This is a genomic window from Psychrobacter sp. UBA3480 (assembly GCF_002377945.1).
Taxonomy (GTDB): domain Bacteria; phylum Pseudomonadota; class Gammaproteobacteria; order Pseudomonadales; family Moraxellaceae; genus Psychrobacter.
Genome location: NZ_DFQV01000013.1, coordinates 41527 through 61538 on the forward strand (window position 1 = coordinate 41527; position 20012 = coordinate 61538).

18 protein-coding genes are annotated in these 20012 nt (G+C 42.2%); 8 read left to right on the forward strand and 10 right to left on the reverse strand.

Translation table 11 applies throughout. From position 1 onward, the window contains the following. Both B2863_RS04910 and putP read left to right on the forward strand, forming a co-directional pair. Nucleotides 1-690: LysR family transcriptional regulator substrate-binding protein (locus B2863_RS04910; RefSeq protein WP_296207944.1), on the forward strand; the 690-nt coding region annotated here is incomplete at its 5' end. Nucleotides 691-1148: 458 nt separating this feature from the next. Then, on the forward strand, nucleotides 1149-2648 hold the full coding sequence (gene putP / locus B2863_RS04915) for a sodium/proline symporter PutP (RefSeq protein ID WP_201566873.1): 1500 nt from the start codon (nucleotides 1149-1151) through the stop codon (nucleotides 2646-2648). A gap of 594 nt (nucleotides 2649-3242) precedes the next feature. Here putP and B2863_RS04920 read toward each other — a convergent pair. The 3 genes from B2863_RS04920 to B2863_RS04930 all read right to left on the reverse strand — a co-directional run bounded on the left by B2863_RS04920 (nucleotide 3243) and on the right by B2863_RS04930 (nucleotide 6748). Then, nucleotides 3243-4667: an outer membrane protein transport protein gene (locus tag B2863_RS04920; protein ID WP_296207945.1), complete on the reverse strand. Its 1425-nt coding sequence runs from the start codon at nucleotides 4665-4667 to the stop codon at nucleotides 3243-3245. 376 nt (nucleotides 4668-5043) lie between these two features. Further along, nucleotides 5044-6273, reverse strand: a complete 1230-nt coding sequence (locus tag B2863_RS04925; RefSeq protein WP_296207946.1) for an OmpP1/FadL family transporter — start codon at nucleotides 6271-6273, stop codon at nucleotides 5044-5046. 217 nt (nucleotides 6274-6490) lie between these two features. Next, nucleotides 6491-6748, reverse strand: coding sequence for a SlyX family protein (locus B2863_RS04930; protein ID WP_296207948.1), 258 nt, complete (start codon nucleotides 6746-6748; stop codon nucleotides 6491-6493). 231 nt (nucleotides 6749-6979) lie between these two features. Here B2863_RS04930 and B2863_RS04935 point away from each other — a divergent pair, with 231 nt between their 5' ends. The 6 genes from B2863_RS04935 (at nucleotide 6980) to B2863_RS04960 (ending at nucleotide 13350) form a co-directional block, all read left to right on the forward strand. Further along, nucleotides 6980-8923, forward strand: a complete 1944-nt coding sequence (locus tag B2863_RS04935) for an ATP-binding cassette domain-containing protein (RefSeq protein ID WP_296207949.1) — start codon at nucleotides 6980-6982, stop codon at nucleotides 8921-8923. A 521-nt stretch (nucleotides 8924-9444) separates the two neighbouring features. Next, nucleotides 9445-10029, forward strand: a complete 585-nt coding sequence (petA, locus tag B2863_RS04940) for a ubiquinol-cytochrome c reductase iron-sulfur subunit (protein ID WP_057759305.1) — start codon at nucleotides 9445-9447, stop codon at nucleotides 10027-10029. Nucleotides 10030-10036: 7 nt separating this feature from the next. Next, complete coding sequence (locus tag B2863_RS04945) at nucleotides 10037-11257, forward strand: cytochrome b (RefSeq protein WP_390178028.1); 1221 nt, start codon at nucleotides 10037-10039, stop codon at nucleotides 11255-11257. Next, entirely contained in the window at nucleotides 11257-11970 is a 714-nt protein-coding gene (locus B2863_RS04950) for a cytochrome c1 (RefSeq protein ID WP_290177728.1), read from the forward strand. The genes B2863_RS04945 and B2863_RS04950 overlap by 1 nt, the downstream gene beginning before the upstream one ends. A gap of 195 nt (nucleotides 11971-12165) precedes the next feature. Further along, a complete protein-coding gene (locus B2863_RS04955) occupies nucleotides 12166-12780 on the forward strand; it encodes a glutathione S-transferase N-terminal domain-containing protein (protein WP_058024136.1) in 615 nt (204 codons plus the stop codon). A 132-nt stretch (nucleotides 12781-12912) separates the two neighbouring features. Further along, nucleotides 12913-13350 carry a ClpXP protease specificity-enhancing factor gene (locus B2863_RS04960; RefSeq protein ID WP_102078541.1) on the forward strand — a complete coding sequence of 146 codons (438 nt, stop codon included), beginning with the start codon at nucleotides 12913-12915 and terminating at the stop codon, nucleotides 13348-13350. Between the two features lie 149 nt (nucleotides 13351-13499). Here B2863_RS04960 and dcd read toward each other — a convergent pair whose 3' ends face one another. The 7 genes from dcd to B2863_RS04995 form a co-directional block, all read right to left on the reverse strand. Further along, nucleotides 13500-14075 carry a dCTP deaminase gene (gene dcd / locus B2863_RS04965; RefSeq protein WP_058024138.1) on the reverse strand — a complete coding sequence of 192 codons (576 nt, stop codon included), beginning with the start codon at nucleotides 14073-14075 and terminating at the stop codon, nucleotides 13500-13502. Nucleotides 14076-14203: 128 nt separating this feature from the next. Beyond that, a complete protein-coding gene (locus B2863_RS04970; protein ID WP_296207951.1) occupies nucleotides 14204-15391 on the reverse strand; it encodes a DUF2804 domain-containing protein in 1188 nt (395 codons plus the stop codon). Between the two features lie 12 nt (nucleotides 15392-15403). Continuing rightward, a complete protein-coding gene (locus B2863_RS04975) occupies nucleotides 15404-15841 on the reverse strand; it encodes a hypothetical protein (protein ID WP_296207952.1) in 438 nt (145 codons plus the stop codon). Between the two features lie 64 nt (nucleotides 15842-15905). Beyond that, nucleotides 15906-17129 carry an iron-sulfur cluster carrier protein ApbC gene (gene apbC, locus B2863_RS04980; RefSeq protein ID WP_296207953.1) on the reverse strand — a complete coding sequence of 408 codons (1224 nt, stop codon included), beginning with the start codon at nucleotides 17127-17129 and terminating at the stop codon, nucleotides 15906-15908. 196 nt (nucleotides 17130-17325) lie between these two features. After that, complete coding sequence (locus tag B2863_RS04985) at nucleotides 17326-18126, reverse strand: 3-hydroxybutyrate dehydrogenase (protein ID WP_296207954.1); 801 nt, start codon at nucleotides 18124-18126, stop codon at nucleotides 17326-17328. Between the two features lie 141 nt (nucleotides 18127-18267). Beyond that, nucleotides 18268-18897, reverse strand: coding sequence for a 3-oxoacid CoA-transferase subunit B (locus B2863_RS04990; protein ID WP_165597057.1), 630 nt, complete (start codon nucleotides 18895-18897; stop codon nucleotides 18268-18270). Between the two features lie 141 nt (nucleotides 18898-19038). Beyond that, complete coding sequence (locus B2863_RS04995) at nucleotides 19039-19752, reverse strand: CoA transferase subunit A (RefSeq protein WP_296207959.1); 714 nt, start codon at nucleotides 19750-19752, stop codon at nucleotides 19039-19041. Nucleotides 19753-20012: the final 260 nt, after the last annotated feature.

Here is a 20012-nt window from a genome sequence, read left to right on the forward strand (position 1 = left end):
AGTGAAATGCTACCTCATGCCAAGCGTTGGCTAGAAGATTATGAGAACTTTAAAATCAACTTACAGCATTCTCAGCATATCGTCTCTGGCAAGTTAGTTATTGGTACTAGCCATCATATTGGCCTACATCATTTAGCACCTGTCCTGAAACACTTCATTCAAGCTTATCCAGCTGTTCAGTTAGAAGTACACTTCGTAGATTCTGAAAAAGCGCACAAAGCCGTATTGGATGGTGATTTGTCTTTAGCCTTTGTTACGCTTCCACCTGTCTATGACAAGCGGCTAACCTACCATACGCTATGGTCAGACCCTCTCTACTTCATGACTGGTACGCTATCAGCGTTGGCAACCAAATCAAATGTCACTTTAGAGCAGCTGGCCCGATACCCTGCTATTCTACCGTCTGCCAATACCTTTACTAGTCAGATTACTTTGGCCGAATTTGCCAAGCACAACTTAAAGCCTTATGCCACGATGAGCACCAACCCGCTTGAGTCTATTCGTATGCTAGTCTCTGTCGGTCTTGGCTGGTCAGTACTACCTCAAACGATGGTCAGCCAAGATTTGGAACGTATTGATATGGCAGATAATATTGAGCTACAGCGTTATCTAGGTGTGGTCATTAATCCAAAACTTACACAATCTAGCAGTGTCACTGCACTCTTAGATTTACTGGCGCCTATTGAATAAAACTCGCTGGATATAATAATATATAAATTCTGCCTATTCGCATTTGTATCTCTCATGCGTTATAATACGCTTGACGTTGTTTGTATAACAAAAATTTACCACAAGGACACTGATAGTCATATATTGAATACTTCTAGTAAGATATGATGGTTAACAGTAGGTTTAATGGTTTTGATCGATTGTGTAGGTTGCTAATACTCATATACAAATAGCAGATGCGAGCAATAACAATAGATAAGTGGAATGCGAAATTCCCATTGTTCTCTATCTCTATATGAGTGCTAGCCATAGAACGACATCAATCATATATAACTACAGAAGATACTGAAAAAAGCCATTATGTCTCAATTAATGGCTTTTTTTGTCTTTAAATATTGTTTTGGACATCGCCTTGTAGGACAGAACTTTTATAGTTAAAAAATAATTACAGCCAATTATGTTGGTTAAGGACAATTTATATGAACGGAGTTTCTAGTGGCGTGCTGATATCACTCGGCGCCTATTTCTTAGTGATGATTGGGATTGGTGTTTACGCTTATTTTAAGCAAGCCAATGATACTGAAGGCTATATGTTAGGGGGTCGTAACTTAGGCCCAGCAGTAACCGCACTTTCTGCAGGTGCATCAGATATGTCAGGTTGGTTACTACTTGGCTTACCTGGTTATATGTTTGCCGATGGTGTGGTCAGTATTTGGATTGCGCTTGGTTTGACATTAGGTGCATTATTAAACTATCTCATCGTAGCACCTCGCCTTCGTGTTTATACCGAAGTGGCTGACAACGCTATCACCCTACCCGATTATTTTGCCAACCGCTTTGAAGACAAGTCGCACATGCTACGCGTCATCTCAGCCGTGGTCATCATTCTATTCTTTACCGTCTATACCGCTGCAAGTCTTGTAGGTGGTGGTAAACTCTTCGAAAGCTCACTTAACCTCTCATATAGCACTGGCTTATGGGTTACTGCTGGTGTGGTTGTGGCTTATACGCTATTCGGTGGTTTCTTAGCAGTATCTATGACCGATTTCGTACAGGGTGTCATCATGCTGTTTGCCATGGTAATCGTACCTGTCGTTGCCTTTACTGATCTTGGTGGTATTTCAGCCACTACAGAAGCGGTTAGAAACATCGATCCAACCCTTTTAGACGTTACTAGCGGTATGAGTGTCATCGGTATTATTTCGTTAATGGCATGGGGCTTAGGTTACTTTGGCCAGCCGCATATTATTGTACGTTTTATGGCAATTCGTTCAGTGAGAGATGTACCGACCGCACGTAACATCGGTATGAGCTGGATGGTTGTGAGCCTTGTTGGTTCACTAATGACTGGTTTCGCTGGTCGTGCTTATGTACAAAAAACTGCGATGACGCTAGACGATCCTGAGACTATTTTCTTAGTATTCACTCAGTTCTTGTTCCATCCATTGGTTTCAGGTTTCCTATTAGCAGCTATTTTAGCGGCAATTATGAGTACTATCTCATCGCAGCTATTGGTTGTATCAAGCTCTCTAACCAAAGATGTATACAAACTATTCTTTGATAAAGATGCACCAGAAGCTCGTCAGGTATTGGTTGGTCGTGTTTCTGTCGTAGTGGTTGCGCTAGTATCTATCATGCTTGCTTCTAATCCAGATAGCTCAGTATTGAACCTAGTTTCTAATGCATGGGCAGGATTTGGTGCAGCGTTTGGTCCATTGGTTATTTTCAGTCTGACATGGCGTGGTATGAACCGTAATGGTGCTGTTGCCGGTATGGTTGTTGGTGCGTTGACTGTTATCCTATGGATTTATGGGCCTTTCCAAGTAGATGGTATGGCACTAAATAGCTGGTTATATGCTATCGTTCCAGGCTTTATCTTAAGTACTATTGCTATCTTTGCTGTTAGTATCATGACTGGGGGCCCAAGACCTTCAGTTTCTGCTAAGTACAAAGAGATGGAGCTAAACTTAAACAAATAAGTTTACGTAATGTCTTAAGTTTATTGCCATAAAAAAACCTCGTCATTATTGGCGAGGTTTTTTTATGAGTAACGACTTAGTATATTTAACCTACTATAGTATCAAAACAAGAAAAATTATGACAAATGAGACAGTTGTACGGACAAAGATAGTAGCATCTGATAGCTCTGTGATGGATATACTACGCTAGATTATCCTAGCCTATTTGGCAGTTCAACTACTACCCACCCTTGAACGGTAGGCCTTTATTAACACAACTGTACTCATCTCTATTTAGCGTCGTACTTGTCTACCTGCTTATACATCGTTACATACCTCAAGTGTGCTATGTCATTAGCAACTTACTTACTAAATACTCGATAAGATATAAGTACGTATCTGCTTTTGATCCAAAGGATATGCTTTATACATGGATACGGAGCTAAACTAAGCAAATAAAATATAGCTATGCTATATAAATATAATACTATATAGATAACCTTTGCTGTCCTATCTATATTTGAGCACTAACAATCAAATACTTAATAGAAATTTCACAAAAAAAGCGACCCATTATAGGTCGCTTTTTTATTACTTAACAGTTATAGAAAAAGATTATTTCCCTTGATAAGACAGCTTCACACCAGCGATATAACCATCATTGTCTTCAAAATCGGCGACGATTTTGCCTGTTGGTAATTGACCTTGGGCATCACCGAACCACAGGTATTTACCACCTACAGATACTGCCCAGTTTTCCGTGACGTTATATTTGGCACCAAGACCAACACTATAGTAGCCTTCGACCGGGCCTAACGAAGTTACAGGGTTACCAGCACCACTATCCCAACCAACGGTACCACTTACTGCCAATGCTGGCGCTAAACGTTTCGCTAAGCCTAGTTCTACTTGCCACTGGTCATCTTTGTATTCCACCAAGTTTAATCCATCAGGGCCATAACTGATTTTACTAGTGTCGTTATAAAGTGGTGGTGTAATAACAAAATCACTCCATGGTACCCAGCGTACTTTTGCTGTTGCTAGTGTCGTAGGATTAATACCTGTTTGGAAATCAAAGTTGACTGATTTAGGAGTAGTAATTTCGTATTTGCTGTTTCTATTTGCTGCAGCAGCCGCTTGTTCTGGAGTAGCTCCTGCTGCTGTAGCTCTAATAGCTACTAACGGATATGACTCAGATATTTGTATATCATGATCGATTTCAGAACGGTAAGTTAAAGCAGCTTTTAATGCAATTTCCGGCTTACTATAAGCAATACCTGCTATATAACCATAGTCCATATCAGGATTACTGTTTGAAGTGTAACCGCTAGCAGGACCATAAGCTAAACCGCGTAATTTGGTTTCAGATTGAGTACGCTGTGCAACTGGACCACCATAAATTTGGAAGTTTTTGTTGGCACCAAACTTCATACCCAAAATCCCTGTGAGGCTTTGGCTACGAACTTCTACATTAGTATTTTCGCCCGCGGTACTTGCTTCAGCTTGTGCTACCGCTACTGCTCCACGCAATCCATCTAACTGAGCCTGCTGTGCTGGAGTTAAAACACCCGCTGTTTCTCCTGCAGCCAGAGCACCAATTCCAGCCTGTGCCGCTGCAAGACTTGGCGCTGCGCCATTAGTAATAGAAGCAATAGAAGCGTCGACATCTCCTTGTGAGACGAAGTTACTTTGAGTATATTCAGCAGCTGCACCGAAAGGCTCATCATATAAGATACCAACACTAAAGGTATCGTTAATGTCTGCTTTTACGCCATAGCGGAAGAAATCGTAAGACTCAGCAATATCACCTGTCTTATCACCACGTACATAATCATTTTGAGAAGGGTTAGTGTTAGCACTATCATAACCACTTACATCAGCATCAATATAAGTATAGACGGCTTCTGCATAGGTACCATCTTGAAAGAAAGCAGTGACATCTTGGCCTGAACGATCAAGACCAGCAGCATTAGTCATGCTAGCGACAGAGAGAGTAGCGATTGCTACTGCAAGGGTTTTCAAGTGAAAGGTAGTGCGCATTGTGTATCTCCAACGGTCCTTGTTGTATTACTACTTTAATAATCAATATATAGCATTGCTGCGCTTAACATTGAGAGTATCAAAGTCGTGTCCTAAGTTGAATACTAATGCCTTTTTGACACTAAAACAACAATTAAAGTGCTTTATTTCTCGATTATGACTGAACAGTACAAATAAGATATAAATTAAACAATGTCGTTTACTTCTACTTTTAAATGTGAATTTTCTAAAAAAGTATTTGTTCACAGGAGAGTTTTTCCTCAGAATAAAACGGGTTCACTATGACTATAATACTACCTACAAAAAAAGCGACCCTCAAAGGATCGCTTTTTTATCAATAACGTTTAAAATATTTGCTATATAACTAAGCTATGAATTACTGAGCTTGGTAAGAAACTTTTACACCAAGTACAAAACCGTCATTACTCTCAAAATCACTAACGATCGCTTTAGTCGGTATCTGGCCTTCAGCATCGCCAAGCCATAAGTATTTACCACCCGCTGATACTGCCCAGTTTTCAGTAACGTTATATTTGGCACCTAATCCTGCACTATAATAACCTTCAGTAGGTCCAAGTGAAGTAACAGGGTTGCCAGCACCGCTATCCCAACCAACAGTTCCACTTACTGCTAGTGCTGGTGCTAGGCGTTTAGCAAGACCTAATTCTACTTGCCACTGGTCATCATCATAGCTGACTAATGCTAAACCGTCATCATCTCCTGTCGATAGTTTACTAACGTCATTATATAGCGACGGTACGATCGCGAAATCACTCCATGGTACCCAACGCACTTTTGCAGTTACTAATGTCGTTGGATTAATACCTGTTTGGAAATCAAAGTTGATAGACTCAGGAGTTGTAATCTCGATACTACTACTTCTATTTGATGAAAGACCTAATGCTGATACAACAGGAGCTGGTATCAAGCCACTATCAACGAAAGGATAACTCTCAGATGAATTAGCACTGTGCTCAATTTCTGAACGGTATGTTAATGCCGCTTTTAATGCAATTTCAGGCTTACTATAAGCCACACCAGCCAACCAGCCATAATCTTGGTCAGCACTAATGTGCGTAGTATAGCCATTGGCAGCACTATAAGCTGTACCACGTAGCTTTACATCAGCTTGAACACGCTGAGCAACTGGACCACCATATACTTGGAAGTTTTTATTCTCACCAAGTTTTGCTCCCAATATACCTGTGATGCTTTCAGTGCGTACTTCTACATTAGTGCCTTCGCCATTTCTAGGTGAAGCAGGATTTTGATCTACAAAGTTACTTTCACCAACATAATCAGCGGCAGCACCGAAAGGCTCATCATATAAGATACCAACACTATAAGTTTCATTGATATCTGCTTTTACACCGTAACGGAAAAAATCATAAGATTCTGCGATGTCATCGATTTTATTGCCTGAGGTATCTTTACCAGTAACATCAGCATCGATATAAGTGTAGACAGCTTCTGCATAAGTGCCGTCTTGTAGGAATGCGGTGATATCTTGGCCTGAGCGATCAAGGCCAGCAGCACTAGCGACGCTAGCAACAGAAAGAGTAGCAACAGCTACTGCAAGAGTTTTTAAATGAAAGGTGTGGCGCATTTTATATCTCCAAACATCCGCATTGTTTTACTGTTTACCAAGTATCAATAGGTAATCAGCATCCGAGGTGGAAGATAGTAAAGATTTTTTAACACTAAAACAACTACAAAAATACATTATTTCTATGTTATGACCACATAGTCATCATACAGTATCTATATCTAAGAACATGTATATATTTTTTATCAAAAAAACTTACCTTTCTATTTCTTAACTATTAATAATGTGGTGGTCTGTCTGCCATTACATCAAATGGTGCAATACCACTTTCCGTATCCTGACCCTCAATCTGTTTATAAATCAGCTGTAGTTGACGTTGCAACGTATGAATATCTCTGTCTTGTCGCGTAATTACGTCATCCAGTCGTTCGACGGTCACTTCAAGATGCGCGAGGCTCATTTGTAGATCGATTACTTGGGCTTGCACATCATTTTGAATATCAGAAGTATCGGCTATAGTTTTAGGTTGGTTCATATTTTTCTCTACGTTGTAATAAGTATTAAATTGAAAGAATAGATTGTTGAGAGGTACTGTAGATTAGCGATAGATCTACAAACATAGTCATGGAATAGGAGCAGTTAGGAAAAGCAATAAATAGTACTGATAAAACTATTTACTCGCACTACAGTGACGCGGTGGCATGTTATACTGCAGGCAATTTTGCAACAACCCCTACCTCACTATTATATAAGCTTAAGATACTCTATGGCACTGATTCATTTAAAAGACATTCACTTAGCCTTTGGCGTCGCGCCTGTTCTTGATGGTATTGATTTTTCTATCAATACAGGCGAGCGTGTGTGCTTGATTGGCCGCAACGGCGAAGGTAAATCCACTTTGTTTAAACTGATCAATGGCTCATTGCAGCCTGACAGTGGTGAGATTATTACCAACAGTAGCATGCGTGTAGCGATGCTAGAGCAAGACGTTCCTGAGACTAGCGGTCGCATATTAGACATCGTTATGGGCGGCAGTCGTCGCACGGCTGATTTGCTCATTAACTATAATAAGCAAGTCGATATGTGCGCGAATGGCGATATGGATGCCTGTGAGCATATGGCGACCCTACAGCATGATATCGATGCGGTACATGGCTGGGACCTAGAACGCGATGCCATGCGTCTGATTACGACCATGGGCCTTAATCCAGAAGACGACTTATCATCTCTATCTGGTGGTCGTAAGCGCCGCGTGTTACTTGCTCGTGCGCTAGTTACCAAGCCTGATGTACTACTACTAGATGAGCCAACCAACCATTTAGATGTTGAAAGTATCGAATGGTTAGAGCGCTTTTTGCTTGATTGGCAAGGCCTGACGTTGTTGTTCGTGACTCATGATAGAGCATTCGTAAATAAGCTATCGACTCGCATTATTGAGCTTGATCGTGGCCAATTGACCAGCTATGACGTAACACAAGGTGAAGGTGGTTACGCACGCTATCAAGAGCTAAAAGAGCTACAGTTGCAGGCTGAAGAAAAAAACAATGCCAACTTTGATAAAAAACTGGCACAAGAAGAAGTTTGGATTCGCCAAGGTATCAAAGCACGTCGCACCCGTAATGAGGGCCGTGTCCGTGAACTAAAAGCCTTACGTGAAGAGCGTAGCGATCGCCGTGAGCAAGTGGGCAATGTAAATATCACAATGGGTCAAGGCGAGAAGAGCGGTAAGCTTGTCTGTAAAGTTAAAAACTTACATCTTGAATATGACGGCAACATATTAGTAGATGATTTTACGACTACTATTATGCGTGGCGATAAAATTGGTATTGTCGGCCCTAACGGTGCTGGTAAAACTACGCTTATTAAAGCTCTACTCGATATGTCTGATGATGAAGTTACCAAGTCTGGTAGTGTCGAATTAGGTACTAATCTGAAAATCGCATTCTTCGATCAGCTGCGTGATCAGTTAGACCTTGAAGCAAGCGTTGCACAAAACGTTTCGGAAGGTTCTGACTTTGTCGAAGTTGGCGGTCGCAAGACGCACATCATGAGCTACTTGCAAGATTTCTTATTTGCACCAGAGCGCGCACGTACACCTGTCAAAGCCTTGTCTGGTGGTGAGCGTAACCGAGTACTACTGGCCAAGCAGTTATTAAAACCTGCCAATATTTTGGTACTCGATGAGCCGACCAACGATTTGGATATGGCAACACTTGAGCTATTAGAAGAGTCAGTCGCCAGCTTTGGTGGTACGATTTTGCTAATCAGTCATGATCGTTCATTCATGGACAACGTCGTTACCTCTACGTGGGTGTTTGGAGAAGATGAAGATGGTAAAGGAGTGGTCAATGAGTATGTAGGTGGTTATCAAGAGTACCTCGTACAAAAGAACCGCGAAGAAGCATCTCGTGCTGCAAAAGCACCTGCCAACAATGCAGCAAGCAATAAAGCGACAAACAAGTCTGGCACAGCAGCGAAACCAAATAAGGCAGCCAAAAAGCTAAATTATAATGATCAACGCGAACTGGATAACTTGCCAAAAGAAATCGCTGCACTCGAAGCCGAACAAGCTCAATTGCAAGAAAAGCTGGCCGATGGCTCTTGGTTCAATACTGACTTTGATGCGGCGACAGCTGCTAGTGAGCGTCTCTTAACCATCGAAGATGAGATGATGCATAAGCTTGAACGTTGGAGTGAGCTTGAAGGCTAGTATTGGCAACTCTCTAGCTGAATTTATTGGAATATCGCATATGTACTTTGCATTGCGTATTTCGATAAATAAGTTCCTGATAGCCTGACAAAACATTATTAATTATTGTGAAGAAATCACCACTTTATTATATAGAGTGGTGATATTTGTTTTACAGCAACTTACAAAGTAGTTAGATGGTGAAAGTTAGTGAACATTCCCTTAATTTCAAGTATCATTCGCTATTGCTGAAAATCCTTATTATTTATAAGGTCATCACATCATAATCCTTGTTAAAGCAAAGTTAGCGTTAAACGTTGATAATCCAACTGTTTTGGTTTGATTGTCATATTCAACCTTCTAATATGTCCTACTGAGGTTGCTTTATTTTTAACGCAATAATTTATTTTATCACCGAAATAGCTTAGAATAGCAACAATTAGCAAAATTAGGCACAGCTAAAGTGGCTTGATATTGTATATTTTCTAAGCCACAAACCCAGTGTGGGATAATCCCATTTCATTCACCTGGAGGAAGTATTAATGAGCCAAGCCGAAGGCGTTAATGTACAACGCCGTAGAGTTCTTATTGCCTCAACTGCCGCGATTGGTGCAGCTGGGGTAGCTGCCGTGGCGACACCTTTTGTCCGTTCTTGGTATCCAAGCGCTAAAGCTGAGGCTGCAGGGGCTGCAGTGACCCAAGATATTGGTTCTATCGAAGATGGACAAATGATCGTTGTCAAATACCGTGGTAAACCCATTTATGTGGTTAAGCGCACCGAAGACATGGTTGCAGGACTAGAGTCAGTCAAACCTCTATTATCTGATCCTGAGTCTGATGCGTCTCTACAACCTGAATATTGCAAAAATCCTACTCGCTCTTTAGATCCAACCGTATTGGTTGTCGAAGGCGTTTGCACACATTTGGGCTGTGCACCAAACTACCGTCCTGATGTGGGCGCGGTGGATTTAGGTGGTAATGATTGGTACGGCGGATTTTTCTGTCCGTGTCACGGGTCAAAATATGACTTAGCAGGTCGCGTGTATAGCGGCGTCCCTGCACCACTTAATTTACCCGTTCCAGAATATGGTATGGATGGTACCATCTTGACGGTTGGGGAGGCTTAATATGAGTATGGGTAAAAAGTTAATGCATTGGGTGGACGCGCGTTTTCCAGCGACCGAAACCTATGAATACCATATGTCAAAGTACTACGCACCAAAGAACTTTAACTTTTGGTACTTCTTTGGCGTGCTATCAATGATTGTATTGGTCAACCAATTGGTGACTGGTATATGGCTTACGATGATGTACAACCCAAGTGCCGAAGGGGCATTTGCGTCTGTTGAATACATCATGCGTGACGTAAAAGGTGGTTGGCTCATTCGCTATATGCACTCAACCGGCGCATCTGCATTTTTCGTCGTTGTATACCTGCATATGTTTAGAGCCTTGCTATACGGTTCATACCAAAAACCTCGTGAGCTTATCTGGCTCATCGGTATGGGTATCTACCTAGCACTTATGGCAGAAGGTTTCTTCGGTTACCTACTACCTTGGGGCAACATGTCATTCTGGGGTGCTCAGGTTATCTTGAACTTACCTGCAGCGCTACCTGTTATTGGTGATGGCCTTGCTGAATGGGTACGTGGTGACTATATCATCTCTGGTATTACCCTAAACCGTTTCTTCGCTCTACACGTTGTTGCTATTCCATTAGTACTCGTGGGCCTAGTATTTATGCATATTGTGGCGTTGCACCATGTGGGTTCGAACAACCCTGATGGTATCGACATCAAAAAGCTAAAAGACAAAAATGGTGTGCCTTTAGACGGTATCGAATTCCATCCGTACTACACTGTGCATGACATGGTTGGTATCGTAGTATTCTTTATCTGTTTCTTTGCAGTGGTATTCTTCTTCCCAGAAGGCGGCGGTTTCTTCCTTGAGCCACCAAACTTTGAGACAGCGAACTCACTGAAAACACCAGCACATATTGCACCAGTCTGGTACTACACACCGTTCTACGCTATCTTACGTGCGGTTCCTGATAAGCTTGGCGGTGTCGTCGCGATGGGTGCTGCAATTGCCGTACTATTCTTGATACCATGGCTGGATAGGTCACCAGTACGTTCTATACGCTATAAAGGCATATTGTCTAAGATTGCTTTAACAGTATTTGCGATTAGCTTTGTCGTACTAGGCTACTTGGGTGCAACCCCAACGACTCCAACAGCGACCTTGATGGCTCGTATATTTACGATTCTATATTTCTTGTTCTTCTTGCTGATGCCATTCTACACTGCCATTGAGAAGTGCAAACAGCCACCAGAACGCGTTACCGGAGGTCACTAATGAACACGCTAATTAAATCCCTAGTTGGTCTAGGCTTAGGCGCGGCATTGACGTTGACTGCTGGTACAGCAATGGCTGAAGGCAGTGGTTGCGGCACGTTTACTAATGCTGAAGGCGTTGAAGAGCATTTGGCTTGTAGTACTGCTCCTATTGATTTTACCAATAAGGGCTCACTACAAAACGGTGCAAAAATCTTTATGAACTACTGTGCTGGGTGTCACTCAGCCAAATATGTTCGTCATTCTCGTATTGCACAAGATTTAGAGATACCGCCTGAGTTAGTCGAAAAGTACCTAATGGTTACTACCGATCAAATCGGTGACCACATCACTGCTGAGATAGATCCTGAGATTCAAGCATCTTGGTTTGGCGCAGCGCCGCCTGATCTATCACTTGAGACACGTCTACGTGGCGACGACTGGGTATATACTTACCTACTATCGTTCTATGAAGATCCAAGCCGTCCTTGGGGTGCAAACAACTTAGTACTGGCCAATGCAGCGATGCCTCACGTATTGCATAACATGCAAGAAGAGTTGAGCCAAGAAGAGTTTGAATCTGAAGTTGGTGACTTGGTTAACTTTATGGCGTGGATGGGTGAACCTGCTCGCCATGACCGTCAAGTCATTGGTTTCTTCGTAATTCTATTCTTATTAGTACTGCTCATCCCAGTTTACTTATTGAATAAAGAATTCTGGAAAGATGTCAAATAAGTCATCGTCAGCAGATAGTTCTGAGAAATAAAAAAGGCACTACTTCGGTAGTGCTTTTTTGTGCTTTGATATAGAGCATAAATACTAGATATACCGTAAAATAAGCCACTCAGCGCTAATGTTTACGTACACTACCTTGATAAACGTTGCGAGTTTGTTTACGATGACAACCTTCACTATTAACATTAGGCTTTCATGATTGATGCGAATGACATTCCAAGTAGTCAGCTAATTTTGTATGCTGATGACGGCTACGACAGTCATGTGGTACGCCTATTACTTGAAGAAAAAAAGCTCGCTTACTATTTGTCTCGCTTACATTCTGAGCGCCCTGAAGATTTGACTGAGCTAAACCCTTATCATACCTTGCCTGTATTGCAGCAGCGTGAGATTGCGCTTTATGAGATTAACGTCATTTTTGAGTACCTTGAAGAGCGTTATCACACAAACAAATTGCTCCCTGAGACACCGCAAGAGCGTGCACAGTTTCGCCAATTGGCTTGGCGCATTCAACGTGATTGGTTAGTACTTGGCAAGCGTCTGCTGACGCATCCAGATAGCTTTAATAAAGCACAGGCTGCCGTTGCCAAAAAACAGCTCAGTGATTCGTTGATTACTCTGTCACCGCTGTTCGCTCATAAGCCTTATTTTATGGCTGATGAGTTTGGTTGGTGTGACGTGTTATTAGCACCACTATTATGGCGATTAGATGAGATGGGGATTGAGCTGCCACGTGCCATTAGCCGTCCATTGTTCGAATACCAAACGAGAGTGTTTGAGCGTAGTAGCTTCCAAAAAAGCGTGCGTTGATTAGACAAGTATCGAAAGCTGTCCTAAAATAAAGTATAAATAAGATAGACGTTAATTAGCATTTGTCATTTGATAAATTGCTGAACGAGATATTTTTCATTATTAAAAATTATTAGTATAGGAAATCATTAGATGAGCGAAACCACCTCTATTACACCTACCCGCCCTTATATGGTACGCGCACTATATCAATGGATAGAAGACAACGCTCTGACACCATACTTGATGGTCGATGCCACTGCTGACAATGTGCAAATACCAACCGAGCATGTGCAAGACGGTCGTATCGTATTGAATATCGCTAGCCGTGCTACTGGTAACATGAGTATGGAAAATGACTATATTCATTTTAGCGCGCGTTTTGGTGGTGTATCACAAGAAATCTGGGTACCGCTTACTGCGGTGATGGGTATCTATGCAAAAGAGAACTCACAGGGTATGTTTTTCGATCCAAAAGAGTATGACAACTATCAGCCAGAAGACGACTCAGCACCAATGTCTAACAACAGTCCTGCTAAAGCGCCTAAACCAAAGCGCGATAATAAAGCGGGTTTAAAGGTCTTAAAGTAGAAAATCTTGAAATAAATAGAACCTTAGACCAATTCTATTTAACCCAATAAAAAAGCTAGCCATATTTAATATGACTAGCTTTTTTATTAACTATTTAAAGGCTTATTAACTTTCTATAACTGATAAGCTTTTAAACGGACGCCTACTGATTAGGTTCTTGGCAGTGTCACGCCGCGCTGACCTTGGTATTTACCACCACGATCTTTATAACTGGTCTCACAGACATCATCAGCATCGCTTTGGAAAAACAGCATTTGTGCCACGCCTTCGCCAGCATAGATACGGGCTGGCAGATTGGTGGTATTACTAAACTCTAAAGTGACGTGCCCTTCCCACTCAGGCTCAAGCGGCGTTACGTTGACAATAATACCGCAGCGCGCGTAAGTCGACTTACCTAGGCAAATAGTCAATACATCACGCGGAATACGGAAGTACTCCATAGTACGGGCTAAAGCAAACGAATTAGGTGGAATTATACACTCGTCACCAACGATATCGATAAAGCTTTTATCATCAAAGTTTTTAGGATCAACGACTACTGAATGTACGTTGGTAAAAACTTTAAACTCAGGAGCACAGCGCACATCATAACCGTAGCTTGAGGTACCGTAGCTAACCAAACGCTCACCTGCATCATTAAAGCGTACTTGACCTGGCTCGTATGGCTCAATCATGCCGTGCTCTTCGGCCATTTTACGAATCCATCGGTCAGACTTAATAGACATTGTTGTTCCTTAGCAAATATTTAATAGCGACGATTATACGGAATTGATGGCTCAATTTATAGAGGAGCGGCTACTTAAAACTGAATACAGCCAATAATCTCATTTACCCCCATGTTATATCTCAGAAGCTACCATTTAGCAAAATGTTCTTCTGCGAGCCCCATGACATTATCAAGCCTAATAACTTCATCCCTTATTCGAATTTCACCATTATAAAACCCTATCCACTGCTCAAAGATACTGGCTATCACACCAAAATTATCGGTCTTTTTATAGACAGTAATCGGTGTGAAGCTCAAATCAATATCAACATTGCCCCACCCGAGATTTTGATGATAGATACGCCATGGCTTTGAGATGCTAGCGTCAGTTTCTACATTTTCTATACTTGGCTCAAGACTATCTGGCTGACTTGATCGAATATTTGAACCCTCACGAGCAAACATAACGGGTGGTAAATAGAATATCTGCCCATCAAGCCAGCAAGCATTTTCACTGGCTCCTGTCTCATTGACACCCATAGACAGATTGAGCAAAAAGTGACGGCCATCTGACAAATAGCTAGTGATACAGCTCCAAAACCAATTGGTCTCATGACGCATATAGCCGAGCGTCCAATCTAGATTGGCAATAGTGGCATCGGTGAACGTTATTTTTTGAGGTTGAGCGTCAGGAGCATCAGGAGCATCAGGAGCATCAGGAGCATCAGTATGAAATTTTGAATTGGCTTTGATAAGTAAGTGTCCAGATAGTGCGGTCAACGGCTCTTTTTGCGTAAACGTCCAGCCACGCCTACCAGTGGGCGTACATATGGCTAACGGTTGTGCGCTTCGTGCTAACGCTGCCGTGACTGCAACATACTGATTGTCGAGCGCAATATTCATCTGAGTAGGACTGAAATCCAAGGTGACGCTAAGCTTTGTATGTGTAAATGCCATCTGCCCTTGATAACCATCACCGTCTAAGTGCGTATGATGCGTCAAAGGCTGTAGCGCCTCACAGACTTCCAGCTGCTGAGTATCCTCATTATAAATGTAAACGAAAGCACTAGTCGCAAGCTTAATCGCTGCGAGCGCGAGGCACACTCGATAAGGAGGCTGAAGTATCTGAATGAAGCAGAATTGGTTGGCTTTTAGTTCTTTACGCCAGTTAGGTAAGGATTTTTGTGAAATGAGATGACTATAATAGTCTAAGTAGTTGATACTTTTGACTTGGAAGAAAACACCAAAAACAGGCTGACCATTTTGGATAAGATATTCGAGATTTGCCAGTTTTAAGTTTGCGGCAGTATACAGTTTGTCGTGGCTTTTATTCATGATATCGGCATCCTAGCCAAATTTTTCTAAAGGTACTATCTGTCCTTGATAGCTTACGGTGCTAAGTGAAATTCTTCTTTTTGCCTGTACAGCACTCACAAAAAATGCTTCAGTTATCACCTTAACTTCAATATTGGTTAATCCATCTGCTAGTGTTTCTGTAACATTGATTGATGCAAGCGCACTCACCCATAAAAAGTGTCTTGGAAACTTTTTTAACAGCTCAGCGAGAGCCTTTGTGAATTTGTTAAAATCGGCAATTACCATTCGGCGATTGCTAAAGTCAGCATTAATCTGATAGCGTTTGCTACTGCCATCTTTATAGTAGCAAACGGCAATCAACTGATTGTTTGAGAGTTCAATAATGTATATCGGTGGGCGAAATAATCGTAAGACTCTATGCTGCTTGGGAGTATTGTCTAAATGGCTTTGATAAATAGATAAGTTCAAGACATCCTCTTTTTAGACAATACATTCACTTTAAAAGTCGCCAGCTTAGGCTACTTCTCCATCATCAAAAAATTCGCTTATCATCGACAGGCTTTGCAAATTTATTAATATTGGTTTCGATGTTTTTGGCAATATCTAGGTAATACTGTGCAAACTCATCATCAGCTAAGACGCTTGGCACGCCCTTATCAACTTGTGCACGAATGCCACTAGCAAGTGGGAGCTGACCCAATAGCGGTACCTGATACTGCTCAGCGATAAATTCACCGCCACCCGTACCAAAGATCGCTTCGGTGTGATTACAGTTGCTACAGGTATGTAGCGCCATGTTTTCAACTACGCCAAGCACAGGAATGTTGGTTTTGTTAAACATCTCAACGCCTTTTTGCGCATCGAGCAAGGCAACATGCTGCGGTGTCGTGACAATGACAGCACCCGTGACTGGAATACGCTGCGCCAATGTCAGCTGTATATCACCCGTACCTGGCGGCATATCAATCACTAGATAGTCTAGCTGGGGCCAGTTGGTTTGATTATATAACTGCATCAATGCACCCGTGGCTTTTGGTCCACGCCATGCAACCGGCGTATTATCTCCATCAAGCAAGCTACCGATAGAGAGCATTGCCATACCATGCGCATCAACTGGCACGAACTGCTCGTTTTCCAGTTGCGGCTTCACATCAGCAACGCCTAGCATCGTTGGCATACTAGGACCATAGATATCGGCATCCAACACACCAACACGATTACCAAGCTTCTGTAATGCTAAAGCGATATTGACCGTGGTGGTCGATTTGCCAACACCGCCCTTACCTGATGCCACGACAATAATATGACGGATACGAGGATGCGCGGCCAATGATGCTTGCGTAGGTGCCGCTTTTGTAATCGGCGGCTCAGCGTTAGTGCTACTAGCATTGTTATTAGCGCCAGATGAAAGCTGAGATTCCATCGCATTGGTTGTCTTTGGCATCTGCTTTGGTAAGCTTGAACCTGAACCCTTTTCTGGCGCAGGCAGACGCACATTCATATGAATCGTAGTAATACCATGTGGATGTAGCAACTGCCCAAGCTCCTGCTGGATAACTTCAGGATTGCTGTCTTTCGGCAAACGCAGGTCTAAGGTAAGTGCTTCGCCATCACGCTCAAGTCCTGTAACCATCGTGGCAATACTGACGGCACCTATCTCATATCCAAGTAGGACTTTGTCGACGGCACTATCACGCTCTGCCTGCTGCTGAGGCGTTTCGGTTTTTGTGGTTTTTTTCTTCATAAAGTTAAACATAGCTACTATTATGGCCTATACAAGTGGGTAGATCTGGCAAATCGCTCAAGTCATCTCATTGCGTATCTCACAACCGATAGCGTTGATGAGTATATTAGCCAAACCTTCTATCGTGACAGTGTAGCTGAATTGGACGTATAAAAAAACCACAACGCCAGTAGGTCTGACGTTGTGGTATATTCAAATTGTATATATATTAATTCATAAACCAACCATGACTGGCCACGATAGATTGTCCAGTAAATACATTGGTTGGAAACGCCGCTAAAAATAGCGCCAATTGGGCAATGTCTTCTACTGTCGTAAACTCTTTATCTACGGTATTAACCAGCATGATATCGTTAATAACCGACTCTTCACTGATGCCCTTTTCAGCTGCTTGCTCTGGGATTTGTTTTTCGACCAATGGCGTTTTGACAAACCCTGGACAAATTACATGCGAGCGTACTTTATGCGCTGCACCCTCTTTGGCCAATACACGGCACAGTCCTAGTAGTCCGTGCTTCGCGGTCACATAAGGGGCTTTATATAATGAGGCTTCATGCGAATGAGCAGAACCCATATAAATAACTGTGCCGCCTTTATCGCCTTTATACATGTGCTTAATCGCTGCTTTAGTGGTCAAAAAAGCACCATCTAAGTGGATGTTAAGCATTTTTTTCCAATCGCTAAACGCCATTTTATCGATAGGGTCAATAATCTGAATACCAGCATTAGAAACCAAAATATCAATACTACCAAAAGTATCAACTAGCTGTTGTACACCATCGTTTACCGCATCTTCCGAGGTAACATCCATGGCAATTGCTATAGCACGTCCACCAGCAGCTTCAATAGCATCAACAGTTTTTTGTGCCGCTTCGAGATTGATATCAGCAATACCAACCGCTGCGCCTGCTTTTGCATAAGTTTCAGCGATGTCACGTCCGATACCACTTGCAGAGCCAGTGACTAATGCTACTTTGCCTGTCAAATCTTGTTCTAATTGGGTCGCCATACATATTCCTTATCATGGTCTAAAATATTATTAGTTTTTATAAAATTGAACTGAACAAATACGCCACTATAATCATAGTGGCGTATTTATTTGCGGGATAAAACATATTAATCTTACGACAGTCACTTTACTGTACAGAGTTTACTGAATAATACTTACTGGCGTTTTTTCTTGTAGTTCGTCAAAGCTCACACCATCTGCTAACTCAACCAGCTTTAGGCCATTATCAGTAACGTCTAATACAGCAAGCTCGGTGATGATACGATCAACCACGCCTTTTCCTGTCAATGGTAGCTCGCAATTGGCTAGAATTTTTGGTTCACCATGTTTATTGACCTGCTCCATCAATACAATCACACGCTGCACACCTGCGACCAAATCCATCGCCCCGCCCATGCCTTTAACCATCTTCTTGGGAATCATCCAGTTGGCAAGGTCGCCTTTTTCTGAGACTTCCATTGCACCCAATATTGCCAAGTTGACATGACCACCACGAATCATTGAGAAAGACTCTGAGCTACTAAAATAGCTAGCACCTGCTTCTGCGGTCACCGTTTGCTTGCCCGCGTTAATCAAGTCCGCATCGACGTTTTCTGCTGTAGGGAACTCACCGATACCTAGCAAGCCATTCTCTGATTGTAGCCATACGTCTACGCCTTCAGGAATGTAGTTAGCGACCAACGTTGGGAGACCGATGCCTAGATTCACATAGTAGCCATCTTGTAGCTCTTTTGCAGCGCGTTGCGCCATTTGCTCTCTTGTCCATGCCATGCTGATTTCCTTATTTTTTGCGATATTCTATTTTTATTCATTTAGACAGCCAGTTATCGAATCAATTGGCTGTCTGAACTATTATCAATCTAAAATTAACTATTGATTTCACTTACGATTAAGCGTCGACCACGTTTTTATTTACGCGCCTTCTACGGCTTTGGTCGTGGTTTTTTCGATACGTTTTTCAGGGCTAGCATTCAATACAATACGCTGAACAAAAATACCCGGTAGATGCACTTCATCTGGATCAAATGTACCTGTTTCAACGATTTCTTCGACTTCGACGATCGTGATTTTACCGGCCATCGCACAATCTGGGTTAAAGTTACGAGCCGTTTTATTAAATATCAAATTGCCCGCTTTATCAGCTTTTTGCGCTTTGATTAAGGCGACATCAGCACGTAATGAATGCTCAAGCACATAAGTACGACCATCAAAATCACGAGTCTCTTTGCCTTCAGCAACTAATGTACCCACGCCTGTTGCGGTATAAAACGCAGGAATACCAGCACCGCCTGAGCGCAATTTTTCAGCCAAGGTTCCTTGCGGCGTCAATTCAACTTCTAACTCGCCTGCCAAGTACTGGCGCTCAAACTCTTTGTTTTCGCCCACATAAGATGAAATCATTTTTTTGATTTGGCGTGTCTGTAGTAGCAGACCAAGACCGAAGTCATCGACACCAGCGTTATTACTGATACAGGTCAGTTCCTTAACTTTGCTATCACGCAGCGCTTCGATTAATGCTTCTGGAATACCGCATAGACCGAAGCCACCGATCGCGAGCGTTTGCCCGTCAGTTACGACACCTTTTAGCGCTTCTTCGGCACTGTTATATACTTTTGACTGACTCATGCTTGTCTCCTATGACTGTTATTTATATTTTTAATCCGTGCATATATTAGGACATGCCCTAATGCTGAATTAAGTGTCTCAATTATCCGTTTGATTGTTGCTTTTAATAAAACCTAACAATGAAAATTCATCATGCTTATTTTTCTTTTGAGCGTTATAACGCCATATAGTCGATTCAATTTAAAAATAGTACAAGGCAACCGAGTGTAGATGTATATTAAATACTTCAAGCGAGGTTAACGCAGTAATATTTTTATAGT